Genomic DNA, 24,258 nt, shown 5'->3' with positions numbered 1-24,258 from the left:
GTTTTATGGATATTAATAAACTGAAAACATTAAATTATAAGATTACAAATGGGTCTAATCTTCAAGGAGCTATTTTAATAAAAGAGGGGCAAATAAATTCTTTAGGAGATGCATATAAAAAAGGTTCTATTGAAGAAGAGACTTTTTTAAAATTAGCTGGGGATGTTACTTTTAGTATTTCAAACAATATAATTTATTTTAATTATTATGCAAGTGATTTATACATAGGAGAAGACTCTTTTGACTTTATTGTGAAATTAGAAAATGGAATTACATACATTCAAACGGTAGATATTTTAATTGAGCAAAAGATAGTACCTATAAATGCAAAAGAAAGATTTATAGAAATATATTTTGATAATGAACAAGATGATAGAGTAAATGTAAATATATCAAGCAATGTTGACCAATCTATAGAGTTACCAACCACAGTAGTCTATAGTTCAACAGATAAAGAATTTAACATTGATAAATGTGTTGAAACTAATGATGCTATAAATAATTTTAGTGAAATACCATACCCTTTATATGATTGTAAGGTTGAGATAGTGACTAAGGTTAAGAATGATACAGTAAATAATGGGGCAAGTATAAAAGTAATTGATAATGCAAATATATCATTTATAAAGAACAAGAAGTTTTTAGGGGATGAATATGGAAAAATTATATTTAAAAACTTTGTAAATAGGGAATATAATATCGATTCACCTACAAGAGAAATAGTTTATATAGTTTGGCATGCAAGAACAATCACAACTGAATATAATCCCAAAGATGATATTATAGTAAATCAAAGACCTGATGTAAGTACGCCTGATTTTAAATTACCTATTATAGATTATCCACAAGCACCAAAATATGAACCTGTTTTGGAAAAAGAAGAATATATATCTGGAGATTTATTTTCCAATACAAAAGTACATAAGGAATTTGATAATAAAGGTAATAAATCTATCAAACTTGGAAGAAGTGTTCCAAATGGAGCAGTAAATTTAGCCTATTATTATAATACAACGGCATCACTAGATGATACTGTTTCTGTAATAGAAACAAATACAAATAATGTAACATTGCATTTTGTTGAGGATTGGATTCACAAAAGAAATTTAGCTACTAAAAACGAAGATTATTTTCCAGAGACTATTGAATTTGATGGTGAAAAAGGTACGGAATTAGAAGGATATTGGGGGATTTTATACAGAGATTTTGTTATGTGGGATGAATCTACTGTCACTGATTTCAAGCCAGAACATAAAGTTCAACATGAGGAATTTAAAGGACTATTAGCAAAAAGAGTGCCTATAGATAAGATATACAATGATGGTGATAAATATGGTGTTTTAAATTTGACAAATTCTATATTCGAAGCTGTAAATTTTGTGGAAACTGATAATGAATTGATTGATTATAATCCCAAAACTTATAACGCATATACACGATATGAAGGTTTGGTTAGAAAATTAAAGGTATTATATAATGGGTCAGCTAAATACAGCGGTGTTGTAAATAAAAAAGATGAGATATCAAATTTGTATCCAGAGCAGGCAAGAGAAATAATAATGTATCCAGATGAAAGTGGTCTTTTGCATAGAATTGATGGAGAATATTTGGTAGATGACGATTTGTTTTATATAACAAATAAATTTAAGGACAATGTTCCCTTGTATTACAAGTATAAGTTAAAGTACAAAATTTATGATAATGTTGGATTAGACGTAAATGGTGTGTATAATTCAGAAAATATAAGCCTTATTTCAGGAAATAATTATCCAATAGATGAAAATAAATTTAAGTATAAGGTCTTTGTAGAAAAAACTAAATATGAAAATATATATGATGCATATATATATACATCATTTATTCCAACTATAGAAAATCCCATATATGTTATGTATGATGGATTGACAGAAGAAGCCTATGGAAAAGATAGTGTAAATCCTTTAGAAATTAAAGCAGGTATACTTGAAAAAATAAGTCCAGTTCAATGTTGTGATTTAGAGTCGTATAAAGTAAATAGGCTTCAAGGTATAACCAATAAGTCTTCTATAGAAGTGTTTGAATATGAAATATTAGAGGATAAAAGAGCCAAAATAAAAATTGAATATATTATAATGGCTGACAATTTAGAAATAGAACCTATTACAAAGGAAATAATAAATAAAAAGTATGCATTATATTCAGAACTCGATAGTTTTAAGAATGAAGATATGATTATATCTGAAAAGGATACAAATGGATATATGACAGCAAGAGATATATTTATGAAGTATTCATCTGATGAAGATAGAGACAAAATAAATGCAAACTCAACTTTTAGAGTTAAATACAATATTCAAAATTTAGATACTATGTATTCAAAGGATAAAACTTTGATATATACAGCATCAGATGGAAATGGATTTATATATGGGAGAACATATGAAGATACTGGATTTCCTGAGCAAGATTCAAGTATAATTGGAAATAATAAAAATACTAGAACCTTAGATAAAGATTCGATATATAAGTCAGCTAATGGAAAAGTTTATAAGGGATATTCAGTAGTATGTAGAAACATAAATCAAATTATTGTAGGAACGCCTCTAGAAAAAGAGCCTTTAAAAGGATGGTTTCCAACTGTTAAATATGCTTATTTCAGTAAAAAATATGAAAGAATTGATAAAACAATAGAACTTATATATTCTATACCAGAATACGATTTACAGATATTTGGAAAATATGGAAAACCATACATTGATATATCTGAAGAAAAAGGAAGTTTTGTTGGAAACAATACTATTAAAGTAAAAAATACTCCAATGTATATAAAAGTTGATAGTAGCTGGAGACCAACTAACTTAAGAGTTTATAAAATATTAAGTGATAAAAGTAAAAAAGAACTTGAAATCAAAGGATTTAATTTCAAGTATGGATTTATAGAAATTAATGATTCAGTAAGTGATAATGATAAAATACTAGTAGATTATACTTATGAAGAAAAAAATCTTCATTATAGAGGTTATTATAAAAATCAAGATAAAGACAGTAAAATTATAGATTTAAATTTAAATCCAAATATGTATAGTTTTTATACAGATACTTCAAATGAGCTAAATGAAATGAGAAATTCATATGATTTATTCAATCGAACAATTCATTTCTTTTTAAAACCAATGAGAATAATAGATAGGGGTACAGGTGATATTCTAAAAGACAACTATTTTTGTGTATACCATAAGTTTGATAATCAAGAAGCCTTAGAACCATTTGATTTACATATAGGTAGAATTTTTGTAAGACATCATACCTCATTAAAGTCTACAAATCTAATAGATACTAGATTAAGAGGTGGAGGTATTATCAAAGAAATGGAAGATAGACTTCGCAGAGATTTAGAGCCTGAAAGTGATTATTATTTAGATATTGGTACACTTGATGGTAAACCATATCAAGAAAATTCTGTAATTATAGTAAGAATAGATAATAAGCTACTTTATAAAAATGGGGGAAGATTTTCTGAAGAAGATATTAAAAATGCTGTTCAGAAATGGGCTGCCTATGGTAGTTATCCTATTATTGAATTTGTAGATGTAATAGGAGATGAGGAGTTACCTCAGACTAGCATAGAAGTCAGTAAAAACATAGATAATCAAAAGCATGTTAGACCAAGTATATGGATAGAAAATGTGAACTACAATATATAACATATTTTAATATTCATAAAAAATATATTTAAATGAAACTCGTTAAAAAATAATTAAATTAAAAGGTTAGTAAATATAACTTTAAAAATGTATTACTAGATTAAATGAGGTGATTTTATTGGGTGTTTTACCTTCAGCAACACTACTTACAAATGAATTGAAATTACATGATTTTAAAGGTGTTAAATTATCCGTTACGTTTGGAGATGCTGATTTAAATGATGGATATTCATATGCAAAAATGAATTTTAGAGCAAGTGATATTAAATTTGATTGGTGGATAGATAAACCAAGATTAAATATTATAACAAGTGAACTAACTTTAAATGATAAAAAAGTTTGGAGTGAATTAAATCAAGGTCCTAATAGTGGATTAAATGCAGATTGCCTAGATGGATATCATGCTGTTGATTTTAAAGACAGACTAGGATACAACCATTTTAAACATGCTGTAATGGTTTCTAATAAAAGATATATTAAAATAGCCACATTTACTCCAAGAAGAGTTGGAAATGCACCTGATTTTTCTACAGATGGTAAGCTTCCATATCAAGGTATATTTGCAAATAGTATAGTGGCTAAAATGAAGAATGAAGATTATATTGATGAATTTGTTAAATCTACATCTGATTACATAGATTACACAAAGCCTAATATAGGGAAATTTGACCATACTGATATGATGACAGAAGGGATTTATAACTCACTATTTAGAGGTTCTATAACTTTTCTTAAAGAGAATAGTCCAACTACTATGGATATTCATATTGGTTTGTTTGAAGATCCTACAAACAAAAATAAAGATGGATGGACTTGTACGAGTAAGTTTTTTTATGTATCATCACATGATGAAAAATTACCATTTCTAAATGAGGATTTATCCTATGAAGAAACTTTAATAAAAGAAGATAGATTAAGAACACAAGAAAATAATGTTGTAAATAGTCATTTAAACAACAATACAGAAGATAAAGAAAAAGACCCTATAGAAAAGTTAAATATAGAAGAAAGTATTTCAACGTATTCAAGTATAACACCACCAAGTGAAAATCATGCGCATGAAAGACCTCTTGATTTAAGTGGTTATAAGACTCCTCCAGACCCTAGCAAAAATGACTATAAAGCAGAACAATTTCCACCATATAAACATGAAGGAGATAGTTATCAAAGAGATATAGATGTATTGAGACTGTATCATGTGAAGTCAGATTCTACTACAGTTGATGGTGTGGAAATAGTTACTCATAAGTTTGAATTATACTTAGCTATAGATGAAAAAACGGAAGTACATATACAACCATATATGTCTAGTTCTTGTATAGTTCATCAGTATCAAAATCCAGTTACAATATCTGGACTTCCTGAAACAAATCATTTTATAAAACCAAAGTCAATTTATGATAATAGATACTCTCATATTAGGCATAGACATTATGATTATGAGTCTAGATTGGACAAGATTGATAATGAGGTAGAAGAAATTTGGGATACTTTTGATTATTATGTCGTAATAGCTCAAGGAAGTGATAATGCTAGAAAAATTCTTATGACAGATGATAATGGAAATGTTTTTTGCTCAAATGATAATATGGAAAGACATACTGATTATAGGAGAAATGGTTCAAGAGTTTTAGTTAGTGATACAAATAAGTGTATTAGTGAAAGTTCAGTTACAACTAGAGAACTTGCCCAACTTAAAGAAGTGAGAGCTAATGTTCAAGAACAGTTAGATGAACTAAGAGATGATATTGATGATATAAAAAGAGACATAATGGATATAGAAAATGAAATTAAAAATATTAAAAAAGATTATGTCAAAAGACGAGGGGATTCTATGTATGGAGATTTAACCATGATTCAAAATTCTAAGATAGTTATAACTGATGAAGGAGATAGAAAAATATCATTACGTGGAGACGTTAAGGATACTAAATATCCTGATAGTGATGGAGAGATTGATCATTTTTGTTTATATGATGAAGCTATTGAGTATACAGGTCATGATGGTAATAAGAGGAATGGTAGACGAATATTATCATATAGACCTCAAGATGGAAATGGTGGATGTGTGTGGTTTTTCAATAACGCTATTCGTTTTGGAGATGGAACTGGTCTGCCAGGTCCTAGACTTATACTATCTTTTTGTCCCCCTGGAGATTATAAACCATTTAAAAAACCTAAAGTAGGTGATATATGGATAAAACATATATTGGATACAACAACAGAAGATAAAGATAAGGAGAATGCTAAATACCCTATAGGTCTTTATGTTTGTACTAAAAGTGATGGTAAGACAACTATTGATGATAAATATCTAGCAGAATGGACTCCAATAGCACAAAAAAAATAGTAAGTATACTAGGGTAAAGGGATTGTTTTAATTAAAATTGAAACAATCCCTTTTATAGTAATCGTATATATTATTTATGGCAAACTTAAATTGCAAGATTTATTTGTATAAAAAATTGATAATATAATAAAAAATGTTGAACAAATTCGAGTATAAGCAAGGTATATTAAGAGTGAAAGTAATTTTACAAGAATAAAATAGAAAAGAGGTGAGCTTATTTGGAACATCCCAAGATAAATATATGCAAATCTATAGAAGGAAACTTACTGCACTATATTTATAGATTTAAAAATATTTCATCAGAAACAGAAATAGAAGAGTACATAAATAATCAAGACCCAATTATAGAAATACTAGAAGAAAATGCTGATATAGAATCGACTAACATTAAAGATTTTTTACTTAGTAGAAATGATTTTCCAAAAGGATATAATGGATATACTGAATTTACGCTACCATTTGAAATAGTAATTCCTTTTAAAAAATTAATTGTAAATTTAAAAAATGATTTATCATCAGTACCTCAAGAAAAAATAGAAATACAATTAAGTTCATATCAAACTATAGCAAGAATTTTATTTAAGAAAAGAACTGATTATAATGAATATGAAACATATAGGACTATAACAGAACAATATGAGATTGACGATATAATAAAGATTAGAAATAATAATGGATTTCTAATAAAAAAATGTAATGTGGAATACAATAAAGTCACATTAGATTTTTCTATAGATATAGTTACACATATAGATATACATGCACATGGAGTATTTGACCCAGTGGTGTCTACAATAGAAGGCAAAACTTACACATTATTTTATCAGAAAAAAGAAAGACAAAAAAATAAATATGAGTATAGAGTAATAAGTAAATTTCCAGATGGATATATAACAGAACTATCAAATGTAGGAGTTTGTGAATTATCTGAAAGCCCAGACGAAATAATTCAAGTATTAGAAGTAAAAGAAGATGACATTAAAATAACCAAGTGGAAAGAGATAAAGAGAGAAAAAGTCTCAAAAGATATAAATATCAATAAAGATGATTTATATAGTAAAGTAATAAATACTATAGCTAGCCAAGAAATACATTCAGATGATTCCACTCTAATAACTGATGGAATAAGGTATGTAAAAGTACCAAATATATGGCATAAGGATAAAAGAGAATTATTTTATAGAAAACCTAGAGTTTTTAGAATGAAAAATATATACAAAACTATATCAACAGACTATTGTAAACCGATAGTGTTTCAAGGTAAATTTGAAATATTAATTGATAAAATGATTATTTATAGAAAAGATGTAACAAATTTAAGTACAGATGAGCAGAAAAAAGCAGTCGATATAGCAGATGAAAATGCTACAATATTTAAAACATACATAAGGCAAGGTGGCAAATACTATAATGAATACATAAATAATATAGAAGATAATGAGACAGTTGAGATAGTTGTATTAAATTCTAGATATCCACTTTTATCAATAAAAGACTACTGCTTGTACTCAAATAAGTACAACTACACTATATATTTATATGATGAGAAAGGAAATATATCAGACCCAGTAGTGGCTGTATTATAGGTGTACATATGTATGATAATATCAATAGTCCTACAAAAATATATACAGAAAATACAATAACTTTTTCAAGAATAAAGAGTTTAAAATGTATAAGTTACAAATTATATGTAAATGAAAAAATAGGAGAAAAGTGGCAAAGTTATTTATTAGCTGAAATACCAAATCCAAAGGTTGAAGTTCTATTAAATGAAAGTAAGGTGCTAGAGTACAATTCAAATCAAAAGTGGGATGTATCTAAGGAGATAAGTGAGATAGTAAGTAAATCTATAAGAGTTAGTGTAAATAGTGTAGAGTTAAGTAGAAATAGTTATACATTTAATTCTAAGTTTAAAATTTTATATATTCATGTAGAGCTATCTCCTACAGATTTTATTGAGATACAGTATCAGGTTGATAGGATAAAATACGTGCATAAAACTTTAAATAAATGTGAGTACAGTGTAATACCTGTTTTTAAGAAACAATACTTGACAGGGCAACACTCTTTATTATAGGTGAGTTATGAGTGAAAAATTTACTAAGATTTCAAGAAAAAATATAATAGATAAACTATATACTGATGAAGAGATAATTAAAAGTTCATCTGAAAAGGATATATCTTATTATTCAGATAATTTGTTTTTTGATAGAATTTTATTTAATTTTGATAATAATAGATATGCAAATTCCTTATTTATAAATGAATTTAAAAATAAGGACTATTCTGATGTCCTAAATAGCACAAATATAAAGTTTGATTTTGATAAAACTTGTATATATTTAAGCGAGGGTGACAGTTTTGGAGAATACAATTCAGTTGATATTTATACGCATGAACATAAAAGTTCATCTTTGAATAATTTTTTTCTGCTTGTAGACCAAGATATACCAAAAGGGTCAGAAGTAATATATTATCTAATAACTGATAAAGAAGAAGCATTTCAGATAAGAGCAAATAATACTGTACCGTATACGATACAAAAAGAGGAAGATATACCTAAAACCGTAAAAATAAGAGCTAAGATATGGTCAAATCTGGCAGGAGAATCACCTAAAATTAATGCAATAGCCCTTCTCTATAATGATGATTTTACAGAGGCTCAAATGGGGTTAATTAATCCTGATTTAGGAAGACTTCCAAATACTGAATATCCAGATTTAAATGATGTAACAACAATATTAAGAGATCCTAAAAATAATGATAAGTTGATAAAAGTAAGTAATGCTACTGAAGATGTTTTACTTAATTATAGTGAAGAAGGAGATTTAGATACTATAAATATTTATGAAACTGTATCAGGGGAGAAAAAAGAGGATATTTATCTTATATATGATGATTATGAAAATAGTGATAAAGAAGTTGAAAAAGTCTTAATGCAGGTTATAAGCAAGAAAAAATAGTAATGTATACAGACAATATGGTGAGTTGGTGAAATATGAGAATACAACAGAAAAAAGACAACATTTATGTGAAAGGTCTAGACAAGGTTGATGCATATCTAATAAATGTAATTCAGAGATATTTTGAATATGATGGTAAAAAAGTATTAGGTTCTAAAGAACAAATTATAGATGAGGTTATACAAAGAGTTAAAGAAGATTTAATACTAGCTCAAATTCAAGATTTATTGGAAGAGTTTTTATTAAAAAAGGGAATATCATTTGAGGAAAATAAAGTGATAATAACTAATAAAGATTTAATAGTTATAAATGGTCAAATAAGAGAAGATAAAAATACTGAAGGAACATAAAACCACAAAATAAGCAGAGGAGGAAACTTTATGCAAGATTTTGAAGAAGAGAAGTACACTATTTCAAAAGAAAGTTTGGAAGGATATACTATGGAAAGTGGTGTTATTATAGGAAAAAAATTAACTAGAGAATTAGAATTAATGGATGAAAATATGTATGAAGTTTATAAGTTATCTTTGTGGATTAAACTGATAAAGGAAGGAATTAGACCAATTAAATGGAACAAATCAGAGTGGAATGGTACTAGAATAGAATTTGAAATAATGAAAACTAAAGAAGATGTACAAATGGCTATCAATGAGTTAATTAATATACTTAATAAATGTTATGAAAAGTATAAATTAAAGGTTGGAATATAATATGTTAGATACGACATTGAATATAAGTAAAGTAAAAGATGAGATTATAGAAAAAGTTGTAAGTGAAATAGTATCAAACTGTTCAACTGATGAGGAAAGAGCTATTTTAGAAAATGAATTTAAGATGAAAATTAGGAATAATACATTAATAACAAGTTTAGATGAACATGAGACAAATATTAACTCTCAATCAATTAACAAGACTATGAATGAACTATACATAGATTTACTGACCAGTTTTAGTGTAGTTAACTCAATGACTGAATTGATATCAAAACATGATAGTATGAGTATGTCATACATAAATAGTATAAAAACAAAGATAAATCAAATAAAAGATAAATTAGAGAGTTGTAGATACTCTACTTCATTTAAACATATGTCTAAATTTATAATAGATAGGTTTAGAAATTCAAATAATTTTGATAAAAGCAGAAATCTTCAAAAAGATAGATATGGTCAATGGATACTAGAAAAGTGTTATGTTAATTTTGATGAAAAGGAAAACAGACTGACATTACCATTTTTAAAACGGGATAACATGTTGAGATATGACAATAAAGTATCTACAGCATGTTTAAATTATAGATTTCAGCTTGGTGAAGGATTTATACAATCTGACAATAATAAAACCTCTCTTGAAAATGCTATAGATGGAAATCCAACATCATTTTGGAGTGATACAATACTGTCAGATGCTCCATTAAGTGTTTCGTTTGAAAGTAATAAACCACAGGTTATATATGTAAGAGATAATTATTTTTATGGAATAGATTCTGGTGCAGTTTGTGACCTTGAACTTAACTTTGAATCTATCAATAAAATAAACGAGATAAATCTTGTTCCATTTACAAAATATCCTATTGACATAGTAGCTATAAGATATAAAATGACAGATGATGAAGATGAGGCGTTGATAGAATTAGTAACACCAGATAATAAGGATAAAACATTAAAAAGTGTTTTTACTAGAGATAAAGTTACATTTAGGTTTCCAGATATAATATGTAAGAGAATATACATATTATTTACACAGAAACATTATATAAGAGAAACATATGTATATAATCCAACTGAAATAAGTAAAAGTTTACTTTGGTTTAATAATAAAAATGACAGAAAAGAAAAAGTGACTAAAGCTGTATTTAAACCAGTGTATTATGATAGAGAATTGGCTAATTCTCTATGGCAACAAATGAATGATAGAATATTATCCTATTCTTATGATGAGTTACTGTCTATAATAGTTGGAAATGACAAGTTGAATCATAAGGTATTAAAGTATGAATACAACTATGGTTTGTATGATATAGGATGTTATAATAATCATTTTGATAGAACAGGTATTTATATAAGTAAACCCGTAAATCTAAATTCAAATATAAAAAGTATACATATAGTAACTGACGAACTACATCCTAAAAATTCATTTGGTAAAACTGTTACTGATATAGAGTATTATATTACTGCATCTGATAATCCAGATACTAAAGATTGGATTCCTATATTTCCAATGAATAAGGATATTATAGAATCCGAACTTCTATTTATCACAGGGAGTACTAGAGCTTACTTTAGATTTGAGGCAGAAACTATTTATAAAGTAATGAAAGATGGAGAAGAGATACCTTTAAATAGTGAAGAGTTTTATATACATAAGAATCCAAAAACTGGATTTTTTTACTGTATTCAAATATTTAACTATGATTATAATGCAGTATATAGTATAAGTTATAAGCCTGTTGCTGGTAGTGATTCTGTAGATTTTTCATCAAAGTTAGAAACAACTATAGAATCTTTTAATGGAAAAAATACATCAAGCTTTGAACTTAAATATAGACCATTCACAGAATCTACTGTTGATTATTGTGATGTAAAGGTTGTAGATATATCAACTAGTAATATTAACTGTGAAATAGAAACTTTAAACGTAACAGATATATCAGAAAATGGTAATAGTTATAAGAATTTTAATAATTTAGATGACAAACTTCAATTTTATATATTTGAGAATTCAATTTATTTTAATAAAGAGATAGAAAGTAAATATATTATAGATATATCATATAAGCATTTAGTATCAAAAATAAAACTAAAAGCACTATTTAGAAGAAACACAGTTAAAGACGTATGGCTAACACCTGCTTTAAAAGAAATAAAATATATGATAGATACATTTTAAAGGTGATAATATGAATAATTATAAATATAAAAAGCCAAGTATATTGTTTGAAGAAAGAATTAAAATTCTAATAGAGGATTTAAATAAAAATTTTGGTTCTGGGAAAATAAAGACGAAAACAGAATATCTTTACGAATTTAAAAATATGATTATCGATTTTTACAATAAACTTGGAAAACCATCATTTAAATTCAATAGGGCAGTATATATACCATCATTTTCAGACTATAGTGATATGTTAAAAAAAGCTAAATATGATATGCATATCTTAATATGTAGCTATGAGGAAATAGAAAATAACTTACAAATATATTTTAAAGATGTTAAAGAAGAGACTGGTATATTAATGAACAAACTAAACCATATAGAAATAGAGATAAATGAACTAGATAAAAAAGTGGACTCGTTGAAAACTGTCAGTAATATAATTTATTCAGATGATTTTATAAAAATTAGTAATAGAAATAACTTAAATAATGCTTCTTGTAATGTGTTAAGTGGAGCATTAACACTAGCAACAATATCAAGTAAATGTGTAAATGACAATATAAATGTACAAGTTTTAGATACATCAAATGGTTTCCCTGGAAATACACATGAAATATATCCATCTTATAATAAAATAAAATACATTGGAGAAGATGATTCTCACATATATTTATCAGATATGTTAGATGGAAATGATGACACTTGGTTTGAGTTTGAAATGTATAACTTAGAAGACGATGTAAAAATAAAAACTGCAATGGTTGGGTTTAAGTATAAAGAAGGTATAAGTTGGATAAATGATGATAGTATTTTAAAATTACATTTTAAGATTTCTTTGGATATACCTGTCAATATAAATTGGTTTAAAATTTATGGCATATCAAGACCAAATGTTAATCTACATAATCCTATAATAAAAAGGATAATTGTAAGAGATAAGTATGAAAATGTTCAAATATTACATCTAAATCAATACCTAGATGAAGAAAATACAATAACCTTTAAATCAAGTATAGTTAAAGAAATTATAGTTGAATTAGAACAAGAAGACAGCAATTTTACTAAAGTATGTAGAGAGTATTTTTTAAATATAAATCCAACTAGGATTCCATATTTTTTTTATGATAATGAGAAAGATTATGTACAATTTGATAAGCCTCAAAAAAGTATAGAGATGATAGGACTTAAGTACAATCATGATGATAAAAATATAATTTATCCATCTACAAAATCAACTGATAATTTTTTAACAAAAGAGTATATAAAATCTCAATTATTTTATAAAAAGATAAGTGAAGATAATTATAAATTTCAATACGAAGGAGTAAATGCAAAGAGATATGTTATAGGTATAAAAAATATTGAACTTAAATATAAAGTTTATGATAAATATGGAGTATATCTATCACAAAAATTTTTATCAACTGAAAGTATAAGGTCAATTACTTTAAATTCTAAAGATTACATACCTAAAAGATTTGTGGAATATTTGGACCAAAACAAAAAAATTGATGATTATATTAAATACTATATAAGTTTTGATGATGGTTCAGTATGGACTAGAATAAGACCAAGACATAGGACTGAATATGGTTCTTGTACAATAGCCATAAACAGTAATATATCAACTATAAATAGAAATAAAAATCTTACATATGTTGATATGCTTAATGATGTTAATGAATTTAGATTGAAAATAGAGTTATATAGACCAGAGGAAATAATTGATGAGTCACCTATAGTATATAGTTACAGTATAGATGTAGGTTCGGAGGAAATTATATGATGAACATTCAAGAGTATCAATTAAAAATTAAAGAAGAAGAGATAATAAAAAGACTTTTGAATAATGGAGATTTAGTAACTTTTTATGAAGTGAATAAGTTTATAAGTGAGTTTTTTGAAAAAAAAATAATTGGATTACCTTATTTTAAGCCAATTACATTATTACCATATCAAAATTCGGATAAAGAACAATTTAATACTATGTTTGAAAATATAGAATATGATTTGAAATCTATTTATGAAGTACATAACCATCAAGTAGACTCTTCTATAGAAACTGTAAGTAAGTATGATTTAGAAATGATAAACATATATAATGAAGCAAATAAGATTATTGCTTATTCAGAAATAGCAAATGAGTTTTCAAGCAAAAAAAAGTCTTATTATCCTTATGTTATAACTTTTAATACACTTGAAGATACAAACACTATAAACTTAGTAAAAAATAATATACCTAAGTCAACTTGTGAAATAGATTACAATACATCTACCCTTAGAAATGAACTTCATTCAATTCCGGATGACAAAATAGATTTGAGTAAGTCAAATTTGAAAATATTATCAAATGGGCAAGAGATAAGTACAAATACAAATTTGATATTAAACGAGGCTCTTAATGAAAGTATATCATTGAATATAACGCCAATTAAAAATGAAGTTCAAATAATTACTATAGACTTAGAATTGGATAATATCAAAACAATATCTAGAATTGAACTTAGTGGTTATTCACTACAGGATACCGTTATAACATTATTACTTTCTTCTGACAACAAGAACTTTAAAGAGAAGTTTAAATGCAATGGAGAAAAAAATAATATATGGAGATTTAACAAGGAAGATGTTTTATCAATTAAATTTATAATTGAAAAATACGAAATTGACCAAGAAGAAATAGATAACTTAGGTTCATTATTTGTATTAAATAATATTTCACTTTATAATGACAAATATTCTAAAACTAGTGTGTATACAAGCAATAAAATCAATATTGATGAACCTATATCAAATATAACATTAAATCCAAAAAATAAAATACCACCGATGACAAACATATCGTATTTCGTAGGTATAGAAGATAAGAATAATAGTGTAGAATGGAAGAGTATAAAGCCAGGTATAGCTTTAGACTTAAATCTCTTATATAAAGAAGAAAAGCTACTTAATTACTATACATCTGATTTATTTGGAAAGCGTGATTTTGATATAGAGTTAAAAAATTTTTTGTTTTATGTACAACAACTTCCAGAGTATGTAAACTTAAATTCTATTGAAATGAGAACTGGACATTCTCAATGGATGATTGAAAGGTTAGATGTAAGTGATAAATATAATCAAGAATATCCAAGTTCCTTAAAGGTATCTATAAACGATTATGCAAAACATAGAGTTACTGGAATAGCACCAATGGATGCAAATACTATGGAGATAATGTGCAAAAGTGTATGGAATTATATAGTAATGAGTCAATATGTTAATTGTCTTGAAGAGACTGTAATAGAAAATAAATATTTTAGCTTTGAAAAGGACAAGGAAGTGTTTGATGTAATTGTACTTGTGAATGGAAGACAAGTATTTAAAAAGGATAATACATATGCATTTAAGTTAAAAAAAGGAGAAAACAAAGTTCAAATAATGTTTTTACTTGGTAAATTAGATTTATCAGAACCAGTAAAAACCATCAAGCATAATTTTAATTTAATGTCTAATAGTGATTCTATATTTGCTGGTTCAAAGATGGAAAGAGTAACATATAATTCTTTAGTGAAAGATATAAGTGCTCATTCTCTTAAATATTATGCAATAAAATCTACAGATAATATAGACAGTATAGTTGTAAAATTTGACCCCAATTATATGATTAGTCCAAATGACCCTGTGAATATTGAATCAAAAGAAAAAAAGATTCCTCAATATCAAAGACCAGACATAAAAATTAATACAGCTGAATATTTTAGAATATTTGTAAAATATAAACATATGTTACCATCAACAATTGAAAAGTTAAAATCTATGGATGGTAATAGTTTAATAAGATGTAGAGTAATGGCTAAATTGTCTACTTCAGATATATCTGTCACTCCTGTAATCAATAATATAAAGGTGGTGGCTGAATAATGTCTATAACATTATATACGAAATCATCTGATAAAGAAAATAAAGTTAGTTTAAGATGGGAGAATACATCAAGTTCACCATATTTGTACAGAGTATTTAGAAAAAAAATAGGAGATGATTTTGGCAATTCTGTTGATGAAGTATTTCAGCCTATTTCTGTATGTGAACTAGAAAAATTAGAAAGTGACATAAAGGTATTAAATATACATCCAAATATAGGAGAAGAAATTAGTTTTAAATGTTATAGGGGTATTACATGGAGTATTAAGAAGTCAGCTTCTTTAAAAAAATGGATGGAAGAGCCTTGCAAAGAGGATACAAGAGGATATGGTCTTGGTAAAATAAATGTAACTCCTGTATCAAATAGAGAATTTTGTGAAAATCCAGATAGTTTGTTGAGAGACAGTAATGGTATGTATGTTTATGATGTGATAGTTATAGGATTCTCTAGTGGTGAAGATTACACAAATGAAAATAAATTAAACAAAATGGCATTAGATGCTATATTTGAATTTATGAACACAAATAGAAGTGTTATTGTAAGTCATGATTTAATTTCCTCTATATTTAGAGAAGATGAAAGTTTAAATAGATTAAGAGAATTTTTTAATATAAAAGTTGGAAAATGGAAGGAAGATAATATATTTTTTGATGAAGGTCATGGATTTACAAGTGCTGTATGGGGGAATGAAGTAGTTATAAATAAATCAGATTCAGTTACATTATATCCTTGGAATATAGGAAATAATGAAGAAAAGATAAAAATATCATACACTCATACTACATCAAACTTTGCATATGGAGATATATGGTTTAATATAATACCACAAAAAACAGAAGGGAACTCAAATTGGTCTGTTTCACAAGAAAATGCATCCTCATATTATCTTACGACATGGAACAATACTGCTATGATTCAAATAGGACACAATATAAATGATATTGAAGATATTGAGGAATGTGAGAAGAAAATATTGGCAAATACTATTTTTAGAATGAAACAATTGACTGAAAATATGTCTATTGAAGACAAGCCTGGGGACACGTCTATTCCAATTAAGCCAAGTATAACAAATCAGTATACTACTGAAGATAGGAAAGTCATTTTGGAGTATACTTCTATGGATACAGGAAGTATATACCAATATTATGTAGAAGGAATAGATTTAAGTACAAAGGTAGTAACTGAATCAAATGTAGCTACAACAATCGTTACTACAGGTATCAAAGATTACAATTGGTGTTTACATCCTGTAGAAAGTGATATTAATCCAATTATTTTAAATAATCCATCTATTATATACAATAAAACTCAAAGAGAAACAATTATGACACAACCTTTACAAAAAGGATATTATATGTTTAGGATTTATACAACTGATTATTCAGGTAATAAATCTAAAGTAGAAACTAAGATTTTTCATGTAGATGGTAAAGCAGGTGAAACTTCAAATAGGGTATTAGATGAAATTCCAAATGCTGTCAAGTTTAATAATAGGTATAGAGGTCCACAAGAAAGTTGTAAGATAAGTTCAATGTATCATCAAGTGTATTATAATATAAGAAAATTAAGTGACAAGATAGATAGATTAGATGTAATGAAAGAAGAAGTGCTTATAGATTCAAGTTATAGTTATGGAAGCTTTATAGATATAATTGGCAATATACAAGAAGAAATAGACATATTGTATGATGTAAGGGGGGATTAGATGGATAGAGTTGTTATTAATAATTTGCCAGTAGCAAATAGAAATGATTTTGGATATAAAGCAATAAATACAAGTTCAATGCATAATGATAATCAAAACAATATGCTAAATGATATACTAGATTTATTTAATAAAACTAATGAGATAGAACGTATGTTAAATAATAATATAAATTTAATAAAACTTGAAAATGCTCAGTTGGAAGCTGTAAACTCAAACTTAATACAAAAGTATAATCAGTTGTTAAATAAGTATATTGATATACAAAAATCTAATAAATTAAGAAAAAAAATAATACTACCCCAAGATTGTAAGTCTGATGAGAGTACATTTGGAGCTATAATAAATAACATAACATCAGATATAACTATAAGACCCTCAAAAAAGATTTCAAAATTAGCTGTTTTTGATGACGTATCAAATTTCATGTTTATTCCAAAAAGTCTTGTAGTTAAGACAAAAACTACTAGTTTTGGTGTTATATCAGAACAAGACAATGATGTATATGCTCCTTTTTCTAAAGATAATAATTTATATTGGACAAAAAGAGTAGTTACAAGTAATTCTGTAGATTTTTTGGATACAGAGTATGAGATTAATCTTCCAGAAGATATTATGACCACATCAGAAATGAATGAAATATATATACATCCATTTTTATGTAGTGTAAAAAATGTATACATAAGATTTGGTGATTCTAGTTATTGGGAAGAAATAGAGGGAATTGAATATCATTCAGCAATAACACGAAATAATTCAACAAATGAATTTTTAAATTCAGTTAGAGCATTCAGAATAAACTTTCCTAATAAAAAGGTTAATCAAATAAAGATAGTTTTAAGAAGTTATAATTATGAAGAATGTGAAACAAATCTAAGAACTTTTATTTACGGTATAAAATCTTTAGGAGCATATATAAATTACTATAATAATTACAAAGCTTCTACATTTAGTTTTAAATGTAATATTGATGAGAAGAGAGATGTAATGATTACAGGTATAACTCCGCACTTTAATAATAGCAGTGATAGTGGAAAGTATTCCGAAGACTTCATATTTGATGTATATTATGAAGATAAAGGAGAATATTACCATAAAATAGTAGATACTTTTCCATTTAAACCTCCTGCAAAAAATTTGATGTTTAAATGTAGAATAGGAGAAACTTATAGTGAAATAAATATAAAAAGTATAGATATAAACTATACTTATTGTGGCGAAGACTAGTAGTATTTTTAAGTTTGAATGACTGTATTTAATATTTTGCATATGATATAATTAGTAGTACAAATTTGGAGGTGGTACTTTTGATAGCATTAGTGTGAGGTTTATAATAAAATATTTTTAAATTTTGTCTTTATAAAAGACTTTTTTTTGTTTCTTAATTGTCGATTGTGACAAGTGACCTATATACTCTTATGCTTAGATTTATTATTGAAATAGTGGGTAGAGTGATATTGAAAAATTAGGAGGTGAAAACTATGCATTTATTATACAAAAATAAAAGTGAAATTAAAACAGTAACTAAAATTGTAAATATTATTTTTAAAATTATTGATGAGTTAAAATTATTTATCAATAACGTATTGATATACAATATAAATAAAGATGAGTTAAGATATTATTTCTTGAAATTTGATTTACATAATAAAAACTTGTTATTTAATATAAAGCTCTACAATTCAATTACGAAGACAGTCGTTATAAAAAGTTATGTATTAACAGATTTAATAAGAGACTGTGAAACTAAAAAAATAGAATTAAAATTGAACTATGATATAAAAAATATGATATTAAAATCAAAAGAGAATATACATAAAGATATTACGGAAATTTATATATAATTTTATTAAATTCATGGGAGGATTAATATGAATTTTACTATTTATAAAGATATAGATAATTATGTCACAAGAGAAAATAGCGTCCCAAAGCCACCAGAAAAAGGAGAGATAATGATATGTCAAATATGTAATAAGCCAATAATGCCAGAACACTTTTCTATAGATGAATATAAAAGAAAGAGAGAATTTAAGTGGCATATACATCCAAAATGCTTTGAATACATAGATAAACTAGCAGATAAATCAGTTCCTGGTCTACTTAATGAAAGAAAATGTTTATTTAAGTAAATATTTTCTTATATAAATGTATAGTTTTATAATCTTAATAGATAAGAAGTAATAATATAATGCTAAGAAGGTATATAATATGAAGAAAAAAATAACTTATAAAAATAATTTGCAAAAGTATGGAATGAGTGAATATCAAAAAATACATGATTTGGTATATGAATTACAAGCTGGTTCAAAAGATGCAGCACAAGAACTAATTAATTCGTTTAGAACAATGTTAAATAAGTATATTTCTTTAATAGTGTATGGACAATATTCTATAGAAGATTACTCAATAAGAAGTTTTATTAAATTATTTGTAGAAGAAGAAAATGAACGATTGAAATTAAATTCATATTTTGTTAATGGTCATGGTCAAAGGGTTGCAGATAAGACTGTTGCAAAAATAGTTGGTATATTTTCAAATAATGATAAAGAAGACATACAACAGGAGATATGTGCTATTTTTTTATCGATGTGCCATAAATATAAAGATACAAAGCCGTCTTTTCACAATTATATCAAGAGAAATTTTCATTATTATGTTTTTAGACATTTAGAAAAATTATCTAAAGACCCAATAGCAAGAGGTCTGTATTATCAGAAAAAAATATGTAAGATATATGATTCTGACCAACAATTACCTATAGAAGAAACTATTTGTGATAAAAATGCACAAAAAGAAATAGACGAAGTGCTCGATTATGTCGAGCTTTTTTATAATCTACAGTTGTCGATTGCAATAATTGAAAAAGATATGGTTATAAATATATATGATGATGAATTTTTAAATAATAATTGGATTAATGGAATTACATGCTCTAATATATTTAAAAATCTTACAATATTTGAAAGACGGATACTAGTAATGTGGTATATGGAGGATAATACTGATTCAGAAATAGCAGAGATGTTTGGGTTTTGCAGAGGTACAATAAATAAAAAAAGAGCTTGTGCAAAATCTAAATTGAAAAAAGCTGTTAGATTGATTAATTGCTTAAGTGAATGAGAATTATTACTGCTATGAAATTTAGACCACTCTAACAACTTGAAGAGTGGTCTTATTGAGGATTATTCTAATTCATTTGCAATAGTATTATAAAAATTTGCTGATTCTATTAGCATCTGTTTAAAGTCTGTAGACCTTTCATTGTAGTAGATTCTTCCTTTTTCAGTTATCTTATAGAGTTTTTTACGTTCTTTTTTAGTTGCAACTTCAATAAGACCTTTTGTAAGCATTTTTTCTATTATTGGATACATAGTTCCATTGCTAGGTTTCCAAGATAAATTAAAACTACCTATATAATCTGTAACTTCCTTTCCATAAACACAACCGTCTTTTTTTATCATTAAATTTAACGTGTACAGCTCTAAAAATATGCCACTAGAAAATTTATTGTCATTTTCTTTTGTATTTACCGCTTTCATACCCATTGTCGAATATTTCATATGTTTTCTCCTTTTAAATATTATTTTTATAAATTCTGATAGAGTTATTAATAGACAATTTACATGATAAATAATTTACATTATGTATTTGAATAATATAATTGAATCTACACTATGAATTTTGGCTTATATATTTTATATAATTTTTACATGTACTTGATTATTATTATATAACATCAAACAGTCGCAAACAACAATTAATAAGTTATAAGATATTTACTTTTATGCTATAAATAAAATTTTAAATAAAGGAATGGTGAATAAATATGTGTAATACAAATATACAAGAAGAAACTATTTTAGAACAAATAAAAAAGATAAATGAAGAAGACAACAAAATTGTTACTAATATAGTAGATAATTTTATAAATAAGATTTATGATGAAATTAATAATAATGAAAACTTTAGTTTAAAACATGGTTTTTTAATTGTAGGAAAATTATTAGTTATTTTAGCACAATCATTATGTGATAATGAAGAACATTTTTCGAAGGAATGTGATGAAGCAAAAGACATGGTTTTAAACAAGATTATGGAGGCTATTATGCCAAAAGTTGATTGTGGAAAAGTTATTGATGAAGATTTTGACATAGAAAATTTATCAATAAGAAGAATAATGCTTGCACTTGGTATAGCCATAGATTACATTATGTGGAAAACTGATTTAGCAAAAAACTATCAAGAAAATAATATTAAGTAGCTATATACTAAATAAGAATTTTGACAAAGTAATATTTTATATGGCAATATAAAGAGTATAGAAAGTATTAGGAGGAACATTGAGTGTTAAAAAAGTTATTTGGTATTATGAAAAAAAGACAAAAAGTTGATGAAGCAAAAGAAGAAGGTGAAATAATATTAAAAAATGGAGAAGGATTATATAAAGAAGAGTTTATTGAAGAAGAAAAGATATTAATTGATAAAAAAGGAATTGTAAATAAAGAAGATAAAGTTTTAGAACAAGAAACATTCCTATATAATGAAGATGACAAAATGCTAGTTAATAAAGATATAGCATGTTGTAATAAAAGCGAGAATTCATATATAAAAGAAATAAATATTAATGCTGATAATAAAACATTGAATAAAATGGAAACAGTAATGATTGATAAATACATAGATGATGAAGATATAGTAGAAAAAATAATAGATAAAGATTTATTAATTAATGAAGAAACTATAGAATTATATGAAAAAGAAATATTTATTACTGAAGAAAAGATGAGTATACATAAAAAAGAAGTGTCGATTGAAAATAAAGAAGCAGATTTAAAAAAATTTGAAGAAAAACAGATAAAAGAAACGAGTGAATACTTAACAGAAGAAGATTTAGATTATATAAAAGAAATAAAAATAAAAAGGGGTAAAAGTATAAAAGCAATAAACTTGTATACTAAAGAAGAGCAGATTTTCGATACTCATATACAGTGTAGTAAAACCCTTAAAATACCATTAGGATATATAAGAGAAAATTTAAAATATGGATATATGGATTACTTTGGAGATGCAATAAACTATTTAAGTAAAGTGTTAAATGTGGAAGAGTACTGTAAAAATGAATGGAGCTATTTAGAAAATAATAAATCTCCATCTGAGATATTTAATATTCTCAATGATAAAATATTTAGTACAAGACTTTCTGATAAAAAGAGAAATGAAATTTTGACCAATGATAAAATTGAAGCATTAAAAATGAATTATAAATTTGAATGTATTGACGTAGAATATGATGAATATTTTAAAAAATATAAGTCTATAATCAAAAGAGGTGGAAAGAAAAAGATTGAACTAGTAAATAAAAAAGGTGAAGTATTAGAGATATTTAAGTCTTTAGAAGAATGTTCTATTTATTTACAAAAAGAAAAAAATGAAGTTATACAGATGTTAAAGTATGGAGATACAAAAGTAGGAAGAAATTTTATAAGATATAGTTTGAGAAATATTTAACTTCATTTTAAATTCATGAGAGTTTCATTTCTGATTCACACATTTAATATTATTTTAATGTAAAATAATAAAAGTGAAGTATTGTACAATCAAAATTAAGGAGGATATTAATGTCTGAAGAAAAAAATCCAAAAGAAAATCCATTAGATGAAATTAAAAAATCAGATAATGTAAGTTCTAAAAAAGATGATGTGTCAGATGAAAAGAATACTGATAACAAAATTAAAAAAAGAGAGGTAAAACTAAATAACAAAACACTTAAAGCAGTTATAGCAATTGTTGCAGTAGGAGCTATATGTTTAGGTGGAGGTTATATTTTTGGCAAAGAAGCTGGAAGAAAATTGCCTGCTACTTCAAAACGCTATAATAGCAATGAAGTAGTGGCTACTATTGGGGATAAAAAAATAACAGGTGAAATGTTAAGAAAGAGAATGGAGCCATTATTTTATTTAAATGCAAAAACTACTATGACTGATGATGAAATACGTTCATATGAATCAAATATGATTGAGACTATGATTACATCTGATATATTATCCTCTGAAGCAGCAAAAGAGAAAATAAGTATAACTGATGACGAATTGGATGCTCAGTATAATAATTTAATGACTAGTATAGAATCTGCAATGGGGATGACTAAAGAAGAGTTTTTAAAACAGTTTGATTTGACTGAAAAATATATAAAAGATGATATGAAAAAAGAACTAGTAGCATCAAAATATTTAAATGAAAAAGCAAAAGTTACTGATAAAGAAGCAGAGAGTTATTATAATAAAAACAAGAGCAATTATTTACAAGTTAGAGCCTCACATATCTTAATAAAAACTGTTAATGATAAAGGTAAACAAGTTAGTGATAGTAAAAAAGCTGAACTTAAGAAAGAAGCTGAGGAAATACTTAAAAAAGCCCAAGCTGGGGAAGATTTTGCTACTCTAGCCAAAAAATATTCTGAAGATAGTAGTGCAGAATCAGGTGGAGATTTAGGTTTCTTTGGTAAAGGTCAGATGGTGGAATCTTTTGAAAAAGCAGCATTTGCATTGAAAAAAGGAGAAACATCTAACAAACTTGTAGAAAGTGATTATGGATATCATATAATTAAGAAAACCGATGAAAAATATCAATCATTTGAAGAGATAAAATCCGATTTAGTAAGTAGTCTAACATCAGAAAAACAAAACCTACTTATACAAAATCTAAAAGAAAAGTATAATGTTAAAATTACGGATAAATATCAAATGAAAGCTAAAGAATAGATG

The 24,258-nt window shown here is 25.9% G+C and carries 19 protein-coding genes; 18 read left to right on the top strand and 1 reads right to left on the bottom strand.

Annotated features, from left to right (window positions below):
• Positions 1 to 5 precede the first annotated feature (5 nt).
• The 15 genes from JJC02_10905 to JJC02_10835 all read left to right on the top strand — a co-directional run bounded on the left by JJC02_10905 (position 6) and on the right by JJC02_10835 (position 20,614).
• Positions 6 to 3,683, top strand: a complete 3,678-nt coding sequence (locus tag JJC02_10905) for a virion structural protein (protein UDN53414.1) — start codon at positions 6 to 8, stop codon at positions 3,681 to 3,683.
• Between the two features lie 118 nt (positions 3,684 to 3,801).
• On the top strand, positions 3,802 to 6,033 hold the full coding sequence (locus JJC02_10900; GenBank protein UDN53413.1) for a hypothetical protein: 2,232 nt from the start codon (positions 3,802 to 3,804) through the stop codon (positions 6,031 to 6,033).
• Between the two features lie 218 nt (positions 6,034 to 6,251).
• A complete protein-coding gene (locus JJC02_10895) occupies positions 6,252 to 7,619 on the top strand; it encodes a hypothetical protein (protein ID UDN53412.1) in 1,368 nt (455 codons plus the stop codon).
• An 8-nt stretch (positions 7,620 to 7,627) separates the two neighbouring features.
• Positions 7,628 to 8,113 (top strand): hypothetical protein, encoded by a 486-nt coding sequence (locus tag JJC02_10890; protein UDN53411.1) that lies wholly within the window; start codon positions 7,628 to 7,630, stop codon positions 8,111 to 8,113.
• Between the two features lie 7 nt (positions 8,114 to 8,120).
• Positions 8,121 to 8,999 carry a hypothetical protein gene (locus JJC02_10885; protein UDN53410.1) on the top strand — a complete coding sequence of 293 codons (879 nt, stop codon included), beginning with the start codon at positions 8,121 to 8,123 and terminating at the stop codon, positions 8,997 to 8,999.
• A gap of 35 nt (positions 9,000 to 9,034) precedes the next feature.
• The gene (locus tag JJC02_10880) at positions 9,035 to 9,349 is read left to right on the top strand and encodes a hypothetical protein (GenBank protein UDN53409.1); all 315 of its coding nucleotides are present in this window, start codon (positions 9,035 to 9,037) and stop codon (positions 9,347 to 9,349) included.
• 30 nt (positions 9,350 to 9,379) lie between these two features.
• Positions 9,380 to 9,709 (top strand): hypothetical protein, encoded by a 330-nt coding sequence (locus JJC02_10875; GenBank protein UDN53408.1) that lies wholly within the window; start codon positions 9,380 to 9,382, stop codon positions 9,707 to 9,709.
• Position 9,710: 1 nt separating this feature from the next.
• The gene (locus JJC02_10870; GenBank protein UDN53407.1) at positions 9,711 to 11,891 is read left to right on the top strand and encodes a virion structural protein; all 2,181 of its coding nucleotides are present in this window, start codon (positions 9,711 to 9,713) and stop codon (positions 11,889 to 11,891) included.
• A 10-nt stretch (positions 11,892 to 11,901) separates the two neighbouring features.
• Positions 11,902 to 13,665, top strand: a complete 1,764-nt coding sequence (locus tag JJC02_10865; GenBank protein ID UDN53406.1) for a virion structural protein — start codon at positions 11,902 to 11,904, stop codon at positions 13,663 to 13,665.
• Positions 13,662 to 15,782, top strand: coding sequence for a hypothetical protein (locus tag JJC02_10860; protein UDN53405.1), 2,121 nt, complete (start codon positions 13,662 to 13,664; stop codon positions 15,780 to 15,782). The genes JJC02_10865 and JJC02_10860 overlap by 4 nt, the downstream gene beginning before the upstream one ends.
• The gene (locus JJC02_10855; protein UDN53404.1) at positions 15,782 to 17,491 is read left to right on the top strand and encodes a hypothetical protein; all 1,710 of its coding nucleotides are present in this window, start codon (positions 15,782 to 15,784) and stop codon (positions 17,489 to 17,491) included. Before JJC02_10860 ends, JJC02_10855 begins: the two co-directional genes overlap by 1 nt.
• On the top strand, positions 17,492 to 18,718 hold the full coding sequence (locus tag JJC02_10850) for a hypothetical protein (protein UDN53403.1): 1,227 nt from the start codon (positions 17,492 to 17,494) through the stop codon (positions 18,716 to 18,718).
• 254 nt (positions 18,719 to 18,972) lie between these two features.
• Complete coding sequence (locus tag JJC02_10845) at positions 18,973 to 19,335, top strand: hypothetical protein (GenBank protein UDN53402.1); 363 nt, start codon at positions 18,973 to 18,975, stop codon at positions 19,333 to 19,335.
• Between the two features lie 27 nt (positions 19,336 to 19,362).
• A complete protein-coding gene (locus tag JJC02_10840; protein UDN53401.1) occupies positions 19,363 to 19,623 on the top strand; it encodes a hypothetical protein in 261 nt (86 codons plus the stop codon).
• A 79-nt stretch (positions 19,624 to 19,702) separates the two neighbouring features.
• Complete coding sequence (locus JJC02_10835) at positions 19,703 to 20,614, top strand: sigma-70 family RNA polymerase sigma factor (GenBank protein UDN53400.1); 912 nt, start codon at positions 19,703 to 19,705, stop codon at positions 20,612 to 20,614.
• A 62-nt stretch (positions 20,615 to 20,676) separates the two neighbouring features.
• Here JJC02_10835 and JJC02_10830 read toward each other — a convergent pair whose 3' ends face one another.
• A complete protein-coding gene (locus JJC02_10830) occupies positions 20,677 to 21,054 on the bottom strand; it encodes a PadR family transcriptional regulator (protein UDN53399.1) in 378 nt (125 codons plus the stop codon).
• Positions 21,055 to 21,320: 266 nt separating this feature from the next.
• Between JJC02_10830 and JJC02_10825 the strand changes: the two genes are divergently transcribed.
• The 3 genes from JJC02_10825 (at position 21,321) to JJC02_10815 (ending at position 24,255) form a co-directional block, all read left to right on the top strand.
• On the top strand, positions 21,321 to 21,755 hold the full coding sequence (locus JJC02_10825) for a hypothetical protein (protein ID UDN53398.1): 435 nt from the start codon (positions 21,321 to 21,323) through the stop codon (positions 21,753 to 21,755).
• Between the two features lie 83 nt (positions 21,756 to 21,838).
• Positions 21,839 to 23,002 (top strand): hypothetical protein, encoded by a 1,164-nt coding sequence (locus JJC02_10820; protein UDN53397.1) that lies wholly within the window; start codon positions 21,839 to 21,841, stop codon positions 23,000 to 23,002.
• 110 nt (positions 23,003 to 23,112) lie between these two features.
• The gene (locus tag JJC02_10815) at positions 23,113 to 24,255 is read left to right on the top strand and encodes a peptidylprolyl isomerase (GenBank protein ID UDN53396.1); all 1,143 of its coding nucleotides are present in this window, start codon (positions 23,113 to 23,115) and stop codon (positions 24,253 to 24,255) included.
• The last annotated feature ends 3 nt before the right edge of the window (positions 24,256 to 24,258 follow it).

It is taken from the genome of Clostridioides sp. ES-S-0054-01, assembly GCA_021561035.1.
Lineage (GTDB): Bacteria > Bacillota > Clostridia > Peptostreptococcales > Peptostreptococcaceae > Clostridioides.
This window is presented reverse-complemented; position numbering and strand designations above follow the sequence as displayed.

Coding starts and splice junctions, on each gene's coding strand:
- JJC02_10815 (UDN53396.1), top strand. CDS start 23,113: ATGTCTGAAGAAAAAAATCCAAAAGAAAATCCATTAGATGAAATTAAA.
- JJC02_10875 (UDN53408.1), top strand. CDS start 9,380: ATGCAAGATTTTGAAGAAGAGAAGTACACTATTTCAAAAGAAAGTTTG.
- JJC02_10830 (UDN53399.1), bottom strand. CDS start 21,054: ATGAAATATTCGACAATGGGTATGAAAGCGGTAAATACAAAAGAAAAT.
- JJC02_10845 (UDN53402.1), top strand. CDS start 18,973: ATGCATTTATTATACAAAAATAAAAGTGAAATTAAAACAGTAACTAAA.
- JJC02_10850 (UDN53403.1), top strand. CDS start 17,492: ATGGATAGAGTTGTTATTAATAATTTGCCAGTAGCAAATAGAAATGAT.
- JJC02_10905 (UDN53414.1), top strand. CDS start 6: ATGGATATTAATAAACTGAAAACATTAAATTATAAGATTACAAATGGG.
- JJC02_10840 (UDN53401.1), top strand. CDS start 19,363: ATGAATTTTACTATTTATAAAGATATAGATAATTATGTCACAAGAGAA.
- JJC02_10870 (UDN53407.1), top strand. CDS start 9,711: ATGTTAGATACGACATTGAATATAAGTAAAGTAAAAGATGAGATTATA.
- JJC02_10855 (UDN53404.1), top strand. CDS start 15,782: ATGTCTATAACATTATATACGAAATCATCTGATAAAGAAAATAAAGTT.
- JJC02_10865 (UDN53406.1), top strand. CDS start 11,902: ATGAATAATTATAAATATAAAAAGCCAAGTATATTGTTTGAAGAAAGA.
- JJC02_10860 (UDN53405.1), top strand. CDS start 13,662: ATGATGAACATTCAAGAGTATCAATTAAAAATTAAAGAAGAAGAGATA.
- JJC02_10835 (UDN53400.1), top strand. CDS start 19,703: ATGAAGAAAAAAATAACTTATAAAAATAATTTGCAAAAGTATGGAATG.
- JJC02_10825 (UDN53398.1), top strand. CDS start 21,321: ATGTGTAATACAAATATACAAGAAGAAACTATTTTAGAACAAATAAAA.
- JJC02_10880 (UDN53409.1), top strand. CDS start 9,035: ATGAGAATACAACAGAAAAAAGACAACATTTATGTGAAAGGTCTAGAC.
- JJC02_10885 (UDN53410.1), top strand. CDS start 8,121: ATGAGTGAAAAATTTACTAAGATTTCAAGAAAAAATATAATAGATAAA.
- JJC02_10890 (UDN53411.1), top strand. CDS start 7,628: ATGTATGATAATATCAATAGTCCTACAAAAATATATACAGAAAATACA.